Annotated in this window: 16 protein-coding genes; 5 read left to right on the top strand and 11 right to left on the bottom strand. The window is 68.7% G+C overall.

The window, feature by feature from the left end; genetic code table 11:
• Window positions 1-37: 37 nt before the first annotated feature.
• Both ACAM57_RS08390 and ACAM57_RS08385 read right to left on the bottom strand, forming a co-directional pair.
• Window positions 38-841: an IclR family transcriptional regulator gene (locus ACAM57_RS08390; RefSeq protein WP_126024332.1), complete on the bottom strand. Its 804-nt coding sequence runs from the start codon at window positions 839-841 to the stop codon at window positions 38-40.
• A gap of 47 nt (window positions 842-888) precedes the next feature.
• Window positions 889-1,047, bottom strand: coding sequence for a hypothetical protein (locus ACAM57_RS08385; RefSeq protein ID WP_369661313.1), 159 nt, complete (start codon window positions 1,045-1,047; stop codon window positions 889-891).
• Between ACAM57_RS08385 and ACAM57_RS08380 the strand changes: the two genes are divergently transcribed.
• The 5 genes from ACAM57_RS08380 to ACAM57_RS08360 all read left to right on the top strand — a co-directional run bounded on the left by ACAM57_RS08380 (window position 1,046) and on the right by ACAM57_RS08360 (window position 5,031).
• A complete protein-coding gene (locus ACAM57_RS08380; protein ID WP_184641536.1) occupies window positions 1,046-1,813 on the top strand; it encodes an ABC transporter substrate-binding protein in 768 nt (255 codons plus the stop codon). The genes ACAM57_RS08385 and ACAM57_RS08380 overlap by 2 nt on opposite strands.
• A 14-nt stretch (window positions 1,814-1,827) precedes the next feature.
• Complete coding sequence (ehuD, locus tag ACAM57_RS08375) at window positions 1,828-2,499, top strand: ectoine/hydroxyectoine ABC transporter permease subunit EhuD (RefSeq protein WP_126024330.1); 672 nt, start codon at window positions 1,828-1,830, stop codon at window positions 2,497-2,499.
• A complete protein-coding gene (locus ACAM57_RS08370; RefSeq protein WP_369661312.1) occupies window positions 2,496-3,257 on the top strand; it encodes an amino acid ABC transporter ATP-binding protein in 762 nt (253 codons plus the stop codon). The genes ehuD and ACAM57_RS08370 overlap by 4 nt, the downstream gene beginning before the upstream one ends.
• On the top strand, window positions 3,254-4,534 hold the full coding sequence (locus ACAM57_RS08365) for an NAD(P)/FAD-dependent oxidoreductase (RefSeq protein WP_369661311.1): 1,281 nt from the start codon (window positions 3,254-3,256) through the stop codon (window positions 4,532-4,534). The genes ACAM57_RS08370 and ACAM57_RS08365 overlap by 4 nt, the downstream gene beginning before the upstream one ends.
• Window positions 4,535-4,638: 104 nt before the next feature.
• On the top strand, window positions 4,639-5,031 hold the full coding sequence (locus tag ACAM57_RS08360) for a nuclear transport factor 2 family protein (RefSeq protein WP_369661310.1): 393 nt from the start codon (window positions 4,639-4,641) through the stop codon (window positions 5,029-5,031).
• 161 nt (window positions 5,032-5,192) lie between these two features.
• Here ACAM57_RS08360 and ACAM57_RS08355 read toward each other — a convergent pair whose 3' ends face one another.
• From ACAM57_RS08355 to ACAM57_RS08315, 9 genes are all read right to left on the bottom strand, one after another.
• Window positions 5,193-5,528 carry a hypothetical protein gene (locus ACAM57_RS08355; protein ID WP_126024326.1) on the bottom strand — a complete coding sequence of 112 codons (336 nt, stop codon included), beginning with the start codon at window positions 5,526-5,528 and terminating at the stop codon, window positions 5,193-5,195.
• Window positions 5,529-5,702: 174 nt separating this feature from the next.
• Entirely contained in the window at window positions 5,703-6,362 is a 660-nt protein-coding gene (locus tag ACAM57_RS08350) for a hypothetical protein (RefSeq protein WP_240650771.1), read from the bottom strand.
• Between the two features lie 107 nt (window positions 6,363-6,469).
• Window positions 6,470-7,420, bottom strand: a complete 951-nt coding sequence (locus ACAM57_RS08345; protein WP_126024325.1) for an FHA domain-containing protein — start codon at window positions 7,418-7,420, stop codon at window positions 6,470-6,472.
• Window positions 7,421-7,442: 22 nt separating this feature from the next.
• The gene (locus ACAM57_RS08340; RefSeq protein WP_369661309.1) at window positions 7,443-9,578 is read right to left on the bottom strand and encodes a TOMM precursor leader peptide-binding protein; all 2,136 of its coding nucleotides are present in this window, start codon (window positions 9,576-9,578) and stop codon (window positions 7,443-7,445) included.
• A gap of 4 nt (window positions 9,579-9,582) precedes the next feature.
• Window positions 9,583-10,338: a class I SAM-dependent methyltransferase gene (locus ACAM57_RS08335; RefSeq protein ID WP_369661308.1), complete on the bottom strand. Its 756-nt coding sequence runs from the start codon at window positions 10,336-10,338 to the stop codon at window positions 9,583-9,585.
• A gap of 100 nt (window positions 10,339-10,438) precedes the next feature.
• Window positions 10,439-11,221 carry a BMA_0021/BMA_0022 family TOMM bacteriocin gene (locus tag ACAM57_RS08330; RefSeq protein WP_126024322.1) on the bottom strand — a complete coding sequence of 261 codons (783 nt, stop codon included), beginning with the start codon at window positions 11,219-11,221 and terminating at the stop codon, window positions 10,439-10,441.
• Between the two features lie 18 nt (window positions 11,222-11,239).
• Complete coding sequence (locus ACAM57_RS08325) at window positions 11,240-15,277, bottom strand: TOMM system kinase/cyclase fusion protein (RefSeq protein WP_369661307.1); 4,038 nt, start codon at window positions 15,275-15,277, stop codon at window positions 11,240-11,242.
• 319 nt (window positions 15,278-15,596) lie between these two features.
• The gene (locus ACAM57_RS08320) at window positions 15,597-16,769 is read right to left on the bottom strand and encodes a BMP family ABC transporter substrate-binding protein (protein WP_184641528.1); all 1,173 of its coding nucleotides are present in this window, start codon (window positions 16,767-16,769) and stop codon (window positions 15,597-15,599) included.
• A gap of 49 nt (window positions 16,770-16,818) precedes the next feature.
• Window positions 16,819-17,739: an ABC transporter permease gene (locus ACAM57_RS08315; RefSeq protein ID WP_126024319.1), complete on the bottom strand. Its 921-nt coding sequence runs from the start codon at window positions 17,737-17,739 to the stop codon at window positions 16,819-16,821.

Here is a 17,739-nt window from a genome sequence, read left to right as displayed (position 1 = left end):
GCCACCTGCCGGCGCGATGTCTGAAACCGTATAGGTCTCAGTCGATGCTGCGTGCCGAACTGGTGAGCGAGCGTGCGCACAGCAGCAGCGTGGGCGCCAGCTTGCGCACCGCCTCCTCCAGCGTCCAGCGGCTGGTGGGCGCCACCACGTGCACCGAGGCCACCGGCCGCCCCTGCGCGCCCAGCACGGGCGCGGCGATGGTCATGTCACCGAGAAAGAGCTCCTCGGCATTGGTGGCGAAGCCCTGCTGCCGCGCCTGGCGCAGCTCTTCCAGGATCTCGTCCACGCCGGTGCGGGTGTGCATGGTGTGCGCCACGCGGTCGGAGGCTTCGATGAGCGCGCGCGCCTCATCCTCGGGCAGCGCGCTGAGAAAGGCGCGCCCCGAAGCCGTGCAATACATGGGAATGCGGCTGCCGATGGGCATGTGCACCGGTACGAACTGCGCGCTGACGAAGCGCGCCACATAGACCATGTCCAGCCCGTCGGGCTCGGTGAGGCAGGAGGTCTCTGTCGTCACCTTGGTGAGCTCCGACAGGAACGGGTTGGCCACGTCGATCAGCGAATGGGCCGCGAGGTAGTTGAAGCCGATCTCCATGACGCGCGGCGTGAGCTGGTAACGCCGCGTCTTCGGGTGCTTGCGCACGTAGCCCAGCTTCTCGAGCGTGAAGACCATGCGCTGCGCCGAGCTCTTGGTGATGTCGGTGGCCTCGGCCACGTCGGCCAGCGTCATGGTGCGGCGCCGGGCGCTGAAGGCGCGCAGCACGGCCAGGCCCTTCTCCAGCGACTGGTTGAAAAGCAGGCTCTGGCTGTCTTCGGGGGCTGTGTCGGGGGTGGCGTCCATGGCGGTGGAGTATAGCCACATCCCTCCGAAATATCGAATATCGATATTTATGATTCGACTAGTGGTTTGTATTTATTGTCTAGAGATTTAAAAGAATCGATTATTGGCATGCATGTTGCATCGCGCTGCCCCGCATCACTTTCCTTCGCTGCCTCTTTTTTCTTGTCTCTTTCTTCAACTTCCCTTGCTTCGAGGAGTGCTTCCATGAATCGCATCGTTCGCCGCCTTCATCGCCTGGCCCTGGGTCTTTGCATCGCCGGCGCCGCCTCGCTGGCCGCCGCGCAGGGCGCCGCGCCCACCTACAACGTGGGCGCCACCGCCACCGGCGTGCCCTTCACCTTCCTCGACGTGAAGACCAACAGCATCCAGGGAATGATGGTCGACACCGTCACCGCCGTGGGCAAGGCGGGCGGCTTCGGCGTGAACGTGCAGCAGACGGTGTTCTCGGCGCTGATCCCCTCGCTCACCGCGCGCAAGATCGACATCGTCTCCGCCGCCATGCTGAAGACGCCGGCGCGCCAGGAGGTGGTCGACTTCAGCGACCCGGTGTACTCCTACGGCGAGGGCCTGATCGTCAAGGCCGACGACACCCGCGCGTACGTCTCGCTCGACGAGCTCAAGGGCGAGGTGGTGGGCGCGCAGGTCGGCACGGTGTTCCTCGACATGCTCAACAAGAAGGGCATCTTCAAGGAAGTGCGCAGCTACGACTCGGTGGCCGACATGACGCGCGACCTCTCGCTCGGGCGCATCAAGGCGGGCCTCGGCGACCAGCCCATCATGGCCTACCAGATCCGCCAGAACACCTTCCCCGGCGTGAAGCTGGTTGACAGCTACAAGCCAGTGAACGTGGGCGATGTGTGCCTCGTGGTGCGCAAGGGCGACGCCGAGACCTTGGCGCGCATCAACAAGGCGATCGCCGCCATCAAGGCCGATGGCACGCTCGCCAAGATCGTCCAGAAATGGGGCATCTGAGGGCGCTCTGACTCATGGCTGCTCCCTCCTTCCTCCAGCACGCGCAGGACTTCCTGCCGATCCTCCTGCAGGGCGCGATCGTCACCGTGCAGGTGACGGTGCTCTCGTTCCTGCTGAGCAGCGTGCTCGGCCTCGGACTCGCGCTGATGAAGCTCTCGCCGGTGCGCCCGTTGTCGATGGCGGCTACTGCGGTGATCAACGTGATCCGCGGTCTGCCGATCATCGTGCAGCTCTTCTACATCTACTTCGTGCTGCCGGATTTCGGCGTGCAGCTCACGGCCTTCCAGGCCGGCGTGATCGGGCTGGGCATCGCCTACTCGGCCTACCAGGCGGAGAACTTCCGCGCCGGCATCGAGGCGGTCGACCCGGGCCAGCGGGAAGCGGCGCAGGCCATGGGCATGCGCTCGGCGCTGATCATGCGGCGGGTGATATTGCCGCAGGCCTTCCGCATCGCGCTGCCGCCCTACGGCAACACGCTGGTGATGATGCTGAAGGACTCCTCGCTGGTCTCGACCATCACCGTGGCCGAGATGACGCGCGCCGGCCAGCTCATCGCCTCGTCCACCTTCCAGAACATGACCGTCTACACGCTGGTCGCCCTGCTCTACCTGCTGATGAGCCTGCCGCTGGTGTACGGCCTGCGCCGTCTCGAGAAGCGCTTCGCCGCCGGGAGGAAGCAGCCATGATCCACGTCGAGGGACTCGAGAAGCGCTTCGGCGCGCACCGCGTGCTGCAGGGCGTGAGCCTGCACGTGGACAAGGGCGAGGTGGTGTGCCTGATCGGCCCGTCGGGCTCGGGCAAGTCGACGGTGCTTCGCTGCATCAACGCGCTGGAATCGTACGAGGGCGGCGAGATCCGCGCCTTCGGCGAGCGCGTGGACCGCGACGCGCCGAACATCCACCGGCTGCGCAGCCGCATGGGCATGGTGTTCCAGCGCTTCAACCTGTTCCCGCACCGCACGGTGCTGGAGAACGTGATGGAAGGCCCCGTCTACGTGCTGCGCCAGAGCGCGGCGCAGGCACGCGAGGAAGCGATGGCGCTGCTGGCCAAGGTCGGGCTGGCCGAGAAGGCGCAGGCCTGGCCGGCGCAGCTCTCGGGCGGGCAGCAGCAGCGCGTGGCGATCGCCCGCGCGCTCGCGATGAAGCCCGAGGCCATGCTGTTCGACGAGCCCACGTCGGCGCTCGACCCCGAATTGGTCGGCGACGTGCTCGGCGTGATGCGTGCGCTGGCCGACGAGGGCATGACCATGATCGTGGTCACGCACGAGATGGGTTTCGCCCGCGAGGTGGCCGACCGCGTGTGCTTCCTGCACAGCGGCAGCATCGTGGAGGAAGGCCCGTCCGCGCAGGTGCTGGGCGCGCCGCGCCATGCGCGCACGCAGGACTTCCTGCGCCGCGTGCTGCATCCTTCCGGCGCCGCGCCGTCCGCGGAGGTGCGCGGATGAGCGCTGGCGCACTGCCACCCTCCCTTTGGGCCGCCACTGCGCCTCCGGCACCGCCGACGCCGCCGCTGGCCGAGTCGCGCAGGGCCGACGTGCTGATTGTCGGTGGCGGCTTCACGGGCCTCTCGGCCGCGCTGCACCTGGCCGAGGCCGGCGCACAGGTCTGCGTGCTGGAAGCGCACGAGCCCGGCTGGGGCGCCTCTGGGCGCAACGGCGGACAGGTGAACCCGACGCTGAAGCACGACCCCGACGAACTCGTGCGGATCTTCGGCGCCGAGCGTGCCGAGCCGCTGATCGACGCCGTGTCGCGCTCGGCCGACCTGGTGTTCGAATTGATCGCGCGCCACGGCATCGACTGCCAGCCGGTGCGCAACGGCTGGCTGCAGCTGTCCTATTCGCAGAAGGACGTGGCCGGCCTGCACGCGCGCGCCGCGCAATGGGCCAGGCGCGGCGCGAAGACGGAAACGCTGGACCGAGCGGCCGTCGCGGCGCGGCTGGGCACCGACACCTTCGCCGGCGGATGGCTCGACGGCCGCGCCGGCGGCATCCAGCCGCTGGCCTACACGCGTGGGCTGGTGCGTGCCGCCCAGGGCCTGAGCGCGGCGGTGCACGGCGGCACCGAGGTCACGGCGCTGGAGCGTCGCGGTTCGCACTGGCATGCGAGCACGGCTACGGGCGCGAGCGTCACCGCCGGGCAGGTGCTCATCGCGACCAACGGCTACACGGGCGCGCTGTGGCCGGGGCTGAAGCGCACGGTGCTGGCGGCCAACAGCTTCATCGTGGCCACCGAGCCGCTGAAGGGCGCGGCGGCCGACGCCATCCTGCCGCGCGGCGAAACCGCTTCGACCTCGCAGCGCTTGCTGCTCTATTTCCGCAAGGACGCGCAGGGCCGCCTGCTGATGGGCGGGCGCGGCCATTTCGCCGATCCGGCCGGTCCGGCCGATTTCGCGCACCTGGAGCGCTCGCTGGAGCTGCTGTTCCCGCAGCTCGGGCGGCTGCGCTACGAGTACCGCTGGGCCGGCCGCATCGCCGTCACGCGCGACTTCATGCCGCACGTGCACACGCCGGCGCCGGGCATGACGATCGCGCTGGGCTACAACGGCCGGGGCATCGCGCTGGCCACGAGCATGGGCCGGCACCTGGCGGCGCGGATGCTGGGCGCGGGGGCGGATTTTCCGTACCCGGTGTCGCCGATCCGGCCGATACCGCTGCATGGTCTGCAGCGCTTCTACATCGCGGGCGGCGTGGCGTGGTACAGCCTGCTGGACCGGCTGGCCTGAAGCACGGGTCGCTGCAGAGTCGCCTAGGTGCGCGCGGCGCCTTGCCATGGCTGCCGCGCATGCGTCAAATGGCGGGCATCGACCACAACAGCCCCAGGAGACTCATGCCGATCGACACCCTCGCCACCTGGCACCGGCTCGTCAAGGAACGCGATGTCGCAGGACTCGACACCCTGCTCGACGACGCGGCGGTATTCCATTCACCGGTGGTGCACACGCCCCAGGTGGGCAAGCGCATCACGCAGAAATACCTGGCGGCGGCATTCCAGGTCTTCTTCAACGAGAGCTTCCGCTACGTGCGGGAGCTGAAATCGGAGCGCGACGCCGTGCTCGAATTCGCGCTGGAACTCGACGGCATCCAGATCAACGGCGTCGACATGATGAAGTGGAACGACGAAGGGAAGATCACCGAGTTCAAGGTGATGCTGCGCCCGCTGAAGGCCGTGAACCTGATCCACCAGAAGATGGGCGCCCAGCTGCAGGCGCCAAATTCCTAACCCCCTCGCGCGCCCCTCCCCATTCGCAGGACACCGCGGAACCGGCTCCGCCGGGCCGCAGGTGTCGCCCCCGGAAGGGGGTTGGCGAAGCGACACGAAGTGCGCGCAGCCTGGGGGAGAACCTATTCCTCCACGAAGTGCGCGCAGCCTGGGGGAGAACTTTATTCGGCCACTACCTGCAGCGTGCCCTGCTGGCTGTAGGCCCGCACGCACATGCGGGTCAGCTGCACCAGGAACTGGAACACGGCCGGCTCGCCCAGGCAGTCGGGCGTGATCGCCATGATGTCCTTGCGCAGTTCCATCAGCCGGTTGCCCGACATCGCCATCTCGGCGGAGGCGCCGTAGTAGTTCCTCCAGAAGTCCTGCAAGAGACCTCGCTTGACCTCGTCGATCACCAGCGTGTAGCCGCGCTCCCAGACCTCCTCCTCCATCGGCAGGCAGTCGACCTGCGGATCCTCCAGGTGGCCGCCCCGGGGCACCAGGCACACGCGCCGCATGGCCACTCTCTCAACTGTTGCTTGCCGCATGTGCATGGCCGGACTCCTGGAATTCGATGGCCGCCGCCGGCACCGTGCCGGGGGTGGCTGGGTGGACAGGGTGGCGGGTGCTTCTTTTCTTCATGGTCGTCGTCCTCAACGAAGCCACAAGGCGTGTGACAGGCTTGGAGTTCTTCATGCCGCCGCGAGCATGCGCAGGCGGCTTGCGTTCGAAAGCGCCAGGCTCTCCGGCTGGTCCCAGCTTCCGTCCGCGTTCAGCGTGGTGGTCAGTGCATAGACGCCGGGCGGGTACGCCAGCTCCAGCGGGTTGCCGATCGCGCCGACGTCGATCACGTCGCCTTCCTCGAAGTCGCCGTAGGCGATGAAGTACTTCGGATGCGGCGAGAAGGTCAGGTTCTGGCCCGTGCGCGCCTGCACCGCGTACACGGTGCTGCCGCCCATGGTCACGCCCACGGCGGCGGCCGACCTGGCCGGAATGGCCGTCGACTGGGCCAGATAGAGGCGCGACTGCTCGGGCCCCTGCGAGGGATTCACGAACCGGTAGGTGCGATTGCAGTCGAGCGTGATCTTGTTGTTGGCGCCGCTCGGCTCGTAGGTTTCGGTGGGGGTGAACTGCACGCCGGGCTGCAGTTCGCCCGTTTCGGCCCAGGCGAAGCCCACATCGACGCTCCACTGGAACTTGACGCGGGAGGTCGGCCCCGGGTTGGAGAACCTGGCGAACCAGGCCAGCGACAGGGCATTCGGCGCCAGTTGCGTCGGGTCGTTCTGGAACACCATGAAGTAGGCCGAGTGGCTTGCATGGTTGTTGACCGTGACGGAATAGATCATTCCCATGACGACTTCCCGAATGAAACAGAGTGGTGGGCGGCAGTACGGGCCACGATGGCACCGTGCTGGACCTCACTCTAGGGAGCGCAGGGGGTGATTTGAATTACAGACGATTACAGAGGTTGCGCTCCGCCACGAATTTCGAAGGGGTAGTTGCCCAGGCGCACGGTACCGCGCCGGCGCTCGACCAAGGGCGGCTCGGCCAGGTGCGCCGGCAGCGCGTTCAGGATCTGGTGCTTGGCGCGGAAGATCTGGATGTTCACGTAGGAAGGCTCCACCCCCAGCATGCGCGACAGCTCGTCGAGCCCGACCCAGCCCTGGCTCTGCGGCGCGATGCCGCGCTGCGCGTCCTTCTGGCGCAGGCGCGCCAGCGTGACCAGCGTGTAGTGGTGAATGCGCTCGCCCAGCGGCACCGACCTGCCCTGCGCCACTAGGTTCAGGCTGGTGTGCTCCTCGTTCTGGCTGACCTCGAAGTGCAGGGCCACGCCGGCCGACATCGGCACCGGCATGGGCGTCGATATGGGCGTCTCGGAGGTAAGGTCCAGGTCGTCGCACAGCACGAACTCCCAGGTGCCGGACGAGGTGCGCACCGTGGCGCCGTCGCTCAGCAGCTCGATGCCGTCGATGTGCTCCAGCATCCACTTGCCGTCCTGGAAATACACGTTCGCCTCGGGCTCGTGCTCGTCCGGCAGCAGGTTCTCGCGCAGGTTCAGCTCCACGATGCCGCCGGCTTCGTCGACGCCCGACGGAAAGAGGCAGGTGGCCGGCGGCGAGAGGTCTTCCACGGTCCAGACCGACTCGTCGCCGATGCCCATGCGGACCTCGGCGCCGGCCGGCAGCGCGGTCCAGCGGCCGCTGGGCAGGCGCTGGCCGTTCAGCGTGGTGCCGTTGCGGCTCTGGTCGGCGATTTCCCACGCCTGCCGGCTCCAGCGCACCATCGCGTGGACCTGGGACACGTCGGGCGCCTGCAGCACCGTCTGGCAGACCGAGGCGCGCCGGCCGAATGCATGTACCGGCCGCAGCACGGTGGCACGCCGGTCGAGCTTGTTCCTGAAGATGGCCATCGCCGCATTCTCCTACGCGATCTCACACGTACAGCGCCTGCGGATTCAGGTCGCCTTCGCGCAGGGAAGTGTCGCGCCATCCGAGGGCGACCGGCACGCCGTACAGGCGCGGATTGCCAAGCTCCGGCCAGATGTGGCACAGGCCCGGCACCACCACCTTCACCGTGCACAGGGGGAGATCGGGGCGGGTGTGGTCCAGGACGATGGTTTCCAGCCCGAGCGAGGCGGCGATGCCGACGCAGCGGCGGATCTCCCCGGCGATATCGGACCGGGCGGCGGGGGCCGCCGCAACCGGCGCGGCGCCTGCGGGCAGGAGAAAGGCCGGCGCCCCCTCCTCCCCGGATTCGGCGGCCGGCACCGCGAAGCTCTTGCCAGCCGCGATCAGCTGGCTCATCTCCGTGAGCGCCCGCTCGCATGCCAGCGCCCGGTCGGGGCTGCACCCGAAGCCGACGGCCCAGGCGCCCGTGTCCAGATGACGACCGACTGCGACGACGACCGGAATGCCGAAATCGTGCGTGATGTCGAGCACCCAGCGCTCCCAGCGCGGGCCGCAGGTGCGCTCGATGCGCTGGAGGATCTCCGCAGACAGGCTGTCGAGCCCGACCGCCGGCCTGCGGTGCCGGCCGTACCACCAGATGGCGGCGGCGTCGCGCTCCACCAGTTCGAGAAAGCCCTGGAGGATGGCTTCCTCGCGCGTATTTCCCGCCGCGCAGCCGTTGGAGGTCCAGCCCACGTGGAACTGGCTCTGCGCCGGTGCATTGGCGAAGCAGAAGGCCAGCGGCAGGTAGCGGGGCTCGTCGGCGGTCAGCGACCAGGCGGGCGTCCACCATGACGCTGCTTCCTGCAGCGCGGCGGACGTGGCCACGGCGTGCGGCGGCTTGTGCGTGTGGAAGCGTTCGCGCTGCCGGTCGCTGAAGAGCGCCAGCGCCTGCGGCTCGATGCAGGGCGCGTCCAGGTCGGCCGCGGGCGCGATCACCCAGGCCTCGTCGCCCTGGAAGAAGGCCGAATGCCGCTCGGCCGCCTCGCAAAGCGCGCTGGCGCGGGACTGCTCCATCGACATGCCCTTGCCCAGGCACACCTGGGTCAGCACGCCGGGCAGTTCGTCGTCGCCGGCCGGCGGCGTCCTGAAGATCTCGCTGCGGTAGACCGTCAGCGCGCCCTCGGCCTCGGCGTTCAGCGGCACGATGCGCGCGACCGCGCCGGTGAGCGGGCTGACATGGCGCATCAGCCGCTCCACGGTGACCGAGGCCGGCACGGTGCGCCAGCCGCCGTCGTGGCTCGCGGTGGGCAGGCCGGGCGCCAGCACGACGCGCTCGCGCTGCCGGCGCGCCACGAGATTCGGCGTTCCGCAATGCGGGCATTGCGGGCGGACGGCGACGAAATGAGGCTGCGGCGAATCCAGCGTCCGGACCTGGGCGCCATCCGCCTGCGCCACGATGTCGAGCGCGATCGGGAGCAGCTGGCCGAGACGCTCGGCGACGAGCCCTTCGCCGGCACGCACCGGCGCGCCGCTTTCTTCGTTTCCGTGGCGCGATTGCCACCAGGCACGTGCCGGGCGGTTCCGGAGCCAGCGATGCGCAAGGCAGTGCCAGCACGGGCCGGAAGACCTGAAGACCGGGCCGGCCATGGCCTGCTCGCCGGTCGGCTTGACCAGCAGCCAGGGCCGGCCCGCGGCACGCTGCTGCGCGTCGATGACGGCAAGTCGGGGGTCGAGATAGTCGTCGCAGAAGACCAGGGTGAGGCCGGTGCCGGCGGGCAGCGACCGTGCCCAGTGGCCGGGCACATCGCCGCCGACGGCCTTCGACAGAGCGACCGCGTCCACATCGCCGGACAGGGCGGTGCGCACGGGCACCGCCGAATAATCGGGAACCAGCCAGGAATCGGTGTCGCCCTTCGCGACAGGCCGGACCAGCCCCTGGCGCGCCAGCGTCTCCAGCGCATGGAGCATCTGCGCGAGCTGCGCGGCGGCTTCCCCGGTACGGCAATAGGCGGCGAGGCTCACGCCTTCGCGAAGCACCCGCTCCAGGGCCATGACGCCGGGCGAGCCCAGCACCAGCAGGTCGTTCTCGCTGGCCAGCAGCAGGTGGTCTTGAAGCACCACCGGCGGCAGGAACCTGTCGTGCCAGCGGAAGACCTCGGAGAAGAAATCGGGCGTCACGGCGCTATTCATCGCCGTGGCGCCCCAGTCCGAGGCGCACCACGCCGTAGGGCGATGCGCCGGTCGTGGCCCGGAATGCCGCTTCGAAGAGCCGGTGCTTCTCCGAGAACTGCCCGTAGATGTGGTCTTCCGAGAGCACCCGCATCGACGGATGCAGGCGCGCGATCTGCGCGGCGTTCTCGAAGCCCGAAACCACCGGCAGCCGCATGCCGCCCACGGCCATCGACTGGGCCGCGAGCACCGGATGCACGTGGTCGAGCACGACGACGCAGGGTGCCGTGCCTTGCGCGAAGCGATCGGCAAGGCTGCGCAGCACGGTCTCCAGCGGAGACTGCGGCAGGTAGGGGCACACGCCCTCCAGCATCACGAGCACCGGCCGGTCGCCCGGCAGGCCGGCGGTGTCGAGCCAGCGCTCGTCGAGCACGGAGCAGACAATGTCGGCGCCCTCGCCTTCGTCGGCGTGCGGTACGTGTTGCGCCCGCAGCCCGATGGCATCGGGCAGGTCGATGTTGAGCCAGCGCGAGCGCGCCACCAAGGCGCCGAGCCGGCTGCGGCGCGTGCACAGCCCCGCGCCCAGCGTGATGCACAGGGCGCCGGGATGATCCGAAAGAAAACCGGCCGCGAAGCGGTCGAAGAGCGCTGCGCGCAGCACGATGCTGCGCACGAAGGCCGGGTCGGCCGCATAGGCCGAGATGTCGAAAGGCAGCGACGCGGCAATGCGCCGTGCCTCGGGATCGGAGAACACCGACGCATCGGCCACGGCGCCGGAATTGGCGCGCGCAGCCAGCGTCAGCAGGAGCGTGGCCGTGGCGCCCTGCAGCGCGGGCGCGCTTGCGGCCGGCTCCTGCCCTGTCGCGGACTCAGCAGGTGAAGGGATAGGGGTCGCCCGTGTTGTTGTACGAGGTCAGCGCGATGGCGCGCATGTTCTCTTCCACCGGTGCCGTCGGGTAGTTCAGGCGGATGGCGTTCTTGATCGCGGTGCCGTCGGCGTTCTTCTGGTTCCATTCGCACTTCGTCGCGTCCCAGGTGAAGGCCGAGTTGGTGGTGAACAGGATCTTGAAGTTGAACGGGTTGTTGTAGCCCAGCCATTGGCTCAGCACGTTCGCCTTGTCGGTCTCGGGGTCGCGGGTCAGCTCGTACTGCAGCTCGGGCGACTGCCATGCGATGGCGATCGCGCGCAGCACCACGCCGCCGAAGGCCAGCAGCGAGCCCTCGTTGCCGCCGGGAATGCCCAGGCCGGTGGGCAGCGCGCCGCCCACGATGCCGGGAGGAATCTCGAAGGCAGCCGAAGACCCCATGAAGTTCGGGAACAGCTGGTAGTAGGCGGCCAGGGCTTCGGTGGCGTTCGAGGCCGGAGCCTGCGGCAGCACGATGACGAAGGAGTCGTCGGGGCCGACCCAGCCGGAAGTCAGCATCGGCTTCCATTCGGCGCGCTGGGCCGGATCGGGGCTCTGGAACAGCGACACGTCCAGCTGCGGCCAGGCCGTCGGCAGGCCGAAGTCGCGGTGCAGCATCGGCTGGATGTCCTGCTGGTCGAGCAGTTCGCGGCGGTAGGCGTCGTCCTGCCACGAACGGGCGATGGCGCGCAGGTAGGCCAGGCGGAACTCGAGCAGCGGATCACCGCTTTGGACTTGGAAAGTCATGATTACTTCATCCTTGGTTCAAGAGGAAATCGGCGCGTGCGTCGGCACGCGCGCGGGCAATTCCGGCCGCAGCCCGGCCAGATTCTTCAGGCGCTCGGCAATGTCCGGCGAGGCGGAATCCGCCAATGCCTGCATCGCCGCCAGGGCCTCGTATTCGGTTCTGTGCTTGGCGCCCTCGCGCGCCACCTCGGCGGCCTTCGCGAAGCACGCGGCCACCGTCTCGCGGTCGCCGCCGGCGGCCTGCAGGTAGCGGGCCTTCTGCAGGTGCAGCTCCGAGCGGTAGAGCCCTTCCTTGAGCTCGTCGGTCATGCGCAGGCATTCGTCGATGCGCTCCAGCGCCTCGTCCCAGCGGCCGTTGGCGGCCAGCGTGTCGGCGGCGAAGGCGCGGTAGTAGGTCTGGCAATAGCGGCAGCCCATGGCCCACAGCGCCTGTATCCAGGCATCGGCCGCCGCGATGTTGTCGACGTCGCCTGTGGCCCAGCAGCGGATGATCTCGGCGTAGCCCTGGAACGCCGGCAGGCCGTAGCGCTGCGTGATGCCCAGCAGCTCGCCGGTGCTCACCAGCGCGCGCGCCTTGTCGTTGCGGCCCTGGTGGCCCAGGCTCTGGTAGAGCAGCGCCATGCTCAGCGACGGGATGTGCGACATCTCGCGTGCCCACCGCACGGCATTGGTGGCGTCGGCGCGCGCGGCGGCGTCGTGGCCCGCGAACCAGCGCACCAGCGCGCGGCCGGTGGTCGCCCACACGCGGGTGTCGAAGCCGAAGTCGGCCGCATGGTGCGCGTGGGCCTCGGGGTTGTAGCGCTCGACGGCGTCGGTGAGCGACTGCTCGGCGCGCTCGAAGTCGCCGTCGGAGTAGTGCGCGAGGCCGAGGTAGGTCTGCGCCGCGACGAACACGCCCTGGTCCTGCTGCTGCACGGCCTGGTCGAGCAGGCGGTTGCTCAGCTGCTGCACCTCGGCGCGGTTGCTCGCCACGTGGTGGAAGGTGATCAGCGTCCAGAGATGCTGCACCTGCTTCTCGCGCGGCACCTCGTCGGACAGCAGTTCCTGCGACAGCGCGATGCGGTCGACCACCTGCGCATGCGCCCAGCCGTACTTGTTCATCATGGCCTGCGTGACGTAGCTGTTCACGTCCAGCCGCGCCTCGCGCTGCGCCTCGCCTTCCAGGTGCGCCATCCAGCCGTCGATGTGTTGCGCGTAGGAAATCGTTTCGTCGTTGAGCGAGCGGTGCTGCGTGATGCGCAGCTGGCGCACCGCCAGCGCCACCGCCTGCGCGTACTCGCCCGCATCGGCCCAGTGCTGGGCCACGTTGCCGGGTTCGTTCGCCACGTATTGCGGCTGGCTGTCCATCAGCGTCTGCGCGACGTTGCGGTGCAGCTGCCGGCGCTGCGCGACCAGCATGCTCTCGTAGGCGGTATCGCGGATCAGCGCGTGGCGGAAGATGAAGCTGCCCGGCTGGCCCGCAGGCGCGACCAGGCCCGCATCGAGCAGCACGGACATGTCCTTGTCCATCGCCTCGGCGCTCTTGCCCGAGCAGGCGCACAGCAGTTCGGCCTCGAACTGGCGCCCGATGGTGGCGGCGAGCTGCAGCAGGCCCTTGACGGCGCCGAGCCGGTCGAAGCGGCTCACCAGAGAGTCCCGCAGAGTGACCGGAATCGCCGCCGGCTGCGCCGTGTCCTTGAAGACCCAGACGTGGTCCTTCTCGACCAGGTAGGCGTCGAGCATCATGCGCGCCATTTCCTGGATGAACAGCGGCACGCCGTCGGTGCGCTGCACCACGTTGTCGATCACCTGCGGCGCGACGACGCGCGGCGCCAGCGCCTGCCGCGCCAGCTCGGCGGCCTGCACATCTTCGAGCCGGCGCACCTCGATGCACTCGGCCTGCATGGCCTCGGGCTTCACCCATTCGGGGCGAGCGGTGAGCACCAGCAGCACGCGCCGCTGCGGCAGCTGGGCGATGAGCTGCTCGACGAACTCGATGGTCGTGGGGTCGGCCCAGTGGACGTCCTCCAGAAGCAGCAGCAACGGCGAGGCCTCGGCCATGTGCAGCAGCCACTGCGCGATCGACTGCAGCAGCAGCGCCTTCTGCATCGGCGGCGACATCTGGCTCGGCGCACGGTCGCCCAGCGGCAGCGACAGCCACGCGCAGAAGATCGGCAGCACGGCCTCGCCATCGCAGCCTGCTGCCTGCAGGGCCTCGCGCAGGCGCTCGCGGCGCGCCTCGGGCGATGCGGCGTCGGGCATGGCGTCGAGCCGCTGGCGCAGCAGCGCGAGGAACGGCGTCAGCGCGTTGTTCTGGTTCTCGGGCTGGCACTGCGCGACGACGGTCTGCAGGCCTTCCTTGGCCACCTGGTCGCGCAGCACGTCGGCGAGGCACGACTTGCCGATGCCCGGCTCGCCGCGAATCCACACCGCGCCGCCCTGCCCTTCGCGGGTCCGGGTCCATGCCGAGCGCAGCTGCTGCAGCTCGGCCTCGCGGCCGATGCACGCCTTGTGCAGCGCCTGCTCGGCGAAGCCGTCGGAGGCCAGCGCCTGCTGCTCGCCGCCGAGGCGGTAGGTCTGGATGCCGCCCGACTGGCCCGGCAGCGTGACCGTGCCGGCCTTGTCGAAGCTCGCGTGGCGGCTCAGCAGGCGGTAGCTGCTCTCGCTCGCCAGCAGCGTGCCGGTGTCGGCCACGCCTTCGAGCCGCACCGCGACGTTGACGGCATGGCCCGAGGGGATCTCGCCGGCGGCGACGATCGCCATGCCGGTGTGCATGCCCATGCGGATGCCGAGGTGCACGCCGTGCTCCTGCTCGATGGCGGCGGAGCGCTGGCGGCTCAGCGCGATGAGCTCCATGGCCGTGCGCCCGGCCTGGCGCGCGTCGGTGTCGCTGGCGTGCGGATAGCCGAAGAGCACGATCATCCGGTCGCCCAGCGTGCCCGCCAGCAGGCCGCCGCGGCGCGTGGCGGTCTCGGAGAACAGGGCCAGTTCGTTGCGCTGCAGCAGCTCCAGGTTCTCGATGTCGGAAGGCAGGGCCTCGTCGGCGCTCTCGTCGTCGGCCGCGTCGGGCCACACCGAGACGCTGCAGCACAGCACGGTGAGCTGGCGCTTCTCGGAGAAACCGCGCGTGGTGATCACGGTCTGCGCGAGCGCGTCGTCCTGCGCCTGCTTGGCCGAACGCAGCACGCCGACGAGGTCGTCCAGCCGCAGGCGGCCGAGTTCGGCCAGCAAGGTGGCGGCGGAATCGCTGCGGTCGGCCGCCTTCTTGCGCAGCGCCTGGCGCAGCACGGAGGCGACCGGGTGGCTGGCGATCTCTGCGGGCAGCGGCACTTCCTGCGGGCTGAGCTGCTGGTGAAGGATCTCCGCCGCCGAGGCGCCGCGGATGGCGGGCGCACCGGTGAGGCACTCGATGAACATCAGGCCCCACGCGTACAGGTCGGACTTCACGCCCGGCGGCTCGCCGCGCAGCTGCTCGGGCGCGCTGTAGGCCGGCGTGCCCAGGGCCTCGTCGGTCATCGTGAGCGTGGGGAACTCGTCGCCGCGGTTCGAGGGAATGACGGTGCCGATGCCGAAGTCCAGCACCTTCGCGTGCGGAACGGCGCCGGTGAACGTGACCATCACGTTGTCGGGCTTCAGGTCGCGGTGCACGATGCCCGCGCTGTGCGCGCAGTCGAGTGCGTCGAGCACCTCGGCCATCAGGTGGCCGGTCTCGGTGGCCGTGAGCGCGCCCTTGCGCCGGATCAGGCTGGTGAGCGTTTCTCCGGGCACGTACTCGAAGACGCCGTAGACGCAGGGCCCCTGCTCGCCCTTGTCGAGCAGCTGCACGATGTGCGGATGGTGCAGCGAGGCGCACAGCTTCGTCTCGCGATGGAAGCGCGCCACGCGCTGGCTGCCCACCTGCAGCTTCACGACCTTGATCGCGACCACGGTGCCCGTGCTTCGCTGCAATGCGCGATAGACGATGCCGTAGCCGCCGGCGCCCAGCTCCTCCAGCAACTCGTAACCCGGAATCTCCAGCGGCTCGGGCAAATTCGGCTGCGACGCCGCGTGCGTGGGATTGGTGACTGCGTCCTGCATTTCAGTCTCGTCGTGATGGAGCGTGGATGGTCCTCCGGGACTTGCCTCGGACTGCGTTCCGCCCTGCGACAGCACGCAATAGTGACACTAATTGTTACTTTAGCGGAGGCCGAGAGGTTTCAGGTAGGTAACCCCTTAAAAAAAGAAAACCCGCAACATGTGCGGGTCGTTAGAACTTTTCGGTGTATATGAAGCGCCCGGCGCAGCCCGGGCTCCTTCGCGAACACCGCGGAACCGGCTTTGCCGGGCCGCAGGTGTTGCCCCCGGTAGGGGGTTGGCGCAGCGGGCACGCAGTGTCCGCGCAGCCTGGGGGCGAGCTTTACTTCTTGTCGCCGCCGGGCACCTTGCCTTCCACGCCCTTGACGTAGAAGTTCACGCCCGACAGGAACTTGTCGTCGGCCACCGCGTCCTTGGCGACCACTTCCTTGCCGTCCTGGCCGAGGATCGGGCCCTTCCAGATCACGAAGCTGCCGTCCTTCAGGCCCTTCTTCACTTCCTCGACCTTGGCCTTGGTTTCGGCCGGCACGTCTTCGGCGATGGAGACGAGGTCGATCGCGCCTTCCTTCACGCCCCACCAGGCCTGGCCGGTGGTCCACTTGCCGTCCAGGGCTTCCTGGGTGGCCTTGATGTAGTACGGGGCCCAGTTGATGGTGGCCGAGGCCAGGTGGGCCTTGGGACCGTAGGCGGTCATGTCGGAGTCCCAGCCGAAGGCGCGCTTGCCCTTTTCCTGCGCGGTCTTGAGCACGGCCGGCGAGTCGGTGTTCTGGAACAGCACGTCGGCGCCGCCGTTGATGAGGGCGGTGGCGGCTTCGGTTTCCTTCGGCGGGCTGAACCACTCGTTCACCCACACGACCTTGGTCGTGATCTTCGGGTTCACCGACTGCGCGCCCAGCGTGAAGCTGTTGATGTTGCGCAGCACTTCGGGAATAGGCACCGAGCCGACCACGCCCAGCGTGTTGCTCTTGGTCATGGCGCCGGCGATCACGCCGGCCATGTACGCGCCTTCGTACGTGCGGCTGTCGTAGGTGCGCATGTTGTCGGAGGTCTTGTAGCCGGTGGCGTGCTCGAACTTCACGTCCTTGCTGTCGGCCGCGACCTTCAGCATGGGCTCCATGTAGCCGAAGGTGGTGCCGAAGATCAGCTTGTTGCCCTGGCCGACCATGTCGCGGAACACGCGCTCGGCGTCGGCGCCTTCCGGCACGCTCTCGACGAAGGTGGTCTTGATCTTGTCGCCGAATTCCTTCTCGAGCGCCTTGCGGGCGTTGTCGTGCGCGAAGGTCCAGCCGCCGTCGCCAACCGGTCCGACGTATGCGAATGCGATGTTCAGCGGCGCTGCCGGGGCCGGAGCCGCCGCGGCGGGTGCCGGGGCCGGCGCGGGTGCAGCCGCAGGAGCCGCCGCTTCTTCTTTCTTGCCGCAGCCGATCAGGGCCGCCGAAGCGACCGCCGTGAGGGCGGCCAGCTTGAGCAGGGAGCGCTTGTTCAGATCATTCATTGTCGGAAATCCTCAAAAGGACAGGTTGGCGGGAAAACGAAAAACGCGATTATGAGCCGGGGTAGAACGGTTTCCCGATGGAAGCCGGCATGTTGGCGCGGATGAAAGCCGGGTTGCGCGAGATCAGCGCCAGCACCACGATCGGCGCGATGTACTGCAGCATGCTGAGGAACTGCGCCGGCACGTCCACGCCGCTGCTTTGGAGGTGGAAGCCCAGCATCGACACACCGCCGAACAGGTAGGCGCCCAGCAGCACCCGCACCGGCCGCCAGGTGGCGAAGGTGGTGAGCGCGAGCGCGATCCAGCCTCGGCCGGCCACCATGCCCTCGACCCACAGCGGCGTGTACACGGTCGAGAGATACGCGCCCGCCAATCCGCACAGCGAGCCGCCCGCGATCACCGCCATGAAGCGGATGCGCCGCACCGGATAACCCAGAGCATGCGCCGACTCCGGCGACTCGCCCACCGAGCGCAGCACCAGGCCCGCGCGCGTGCGATAGAGGAACCAGATCAGCCCGAAGGTCAGCACCACCGCGAAATACACCATCGGGTGATGGCGGAACAGCGCCGGCCCGACCAGCGGGATGTCGCCCAGCACCGGAATGGCGTACGAGGCGCTTTCCGGCAGCTTGGCCTGCACGAAGCTGATGCCAGCGAAGGCCGAGAAGCCCACGCCGAACAGGCTCAGCGCGAGGCCGGTCGCGTACTGGTTGGTGTTGAGCCAGATCACAAGCACGCCGAAGAAGGCCGCGAGCAAGGCGCCCGCCGCCATGCCGGCCAGGAAGCCGAGCCAGGGGTTGTGCGTGGTGACGACCGTCGCGAAGCCCGCGATGGCGGCGCAGAGCATCATGCCCTCGGCGCCGAGGTTGACGATGCCGGCCTTCTCGTTGATGAGCAGGCCCAGTGCAGCGATGGCGAGCACGGTGCCAGCGCTCAGCGTGGAACCCAAGAGGAGTGCGTAGCTTTCCAT

Origin of the sequence: Variovorax sp. V15, assembly GCF_041154425.1 — a bacterium.
GTDB lineage: Bacteria > Pseudomonadota > Gammaproteobacteria > Burkholderiales > Burkholderiaceae_C > Variovorax > Variovorax guangxiensis.
Note: the sequence above shows the minus strand (reverse complement) of the source record. Positions and strands in the feature narration are given on the sequence as shown.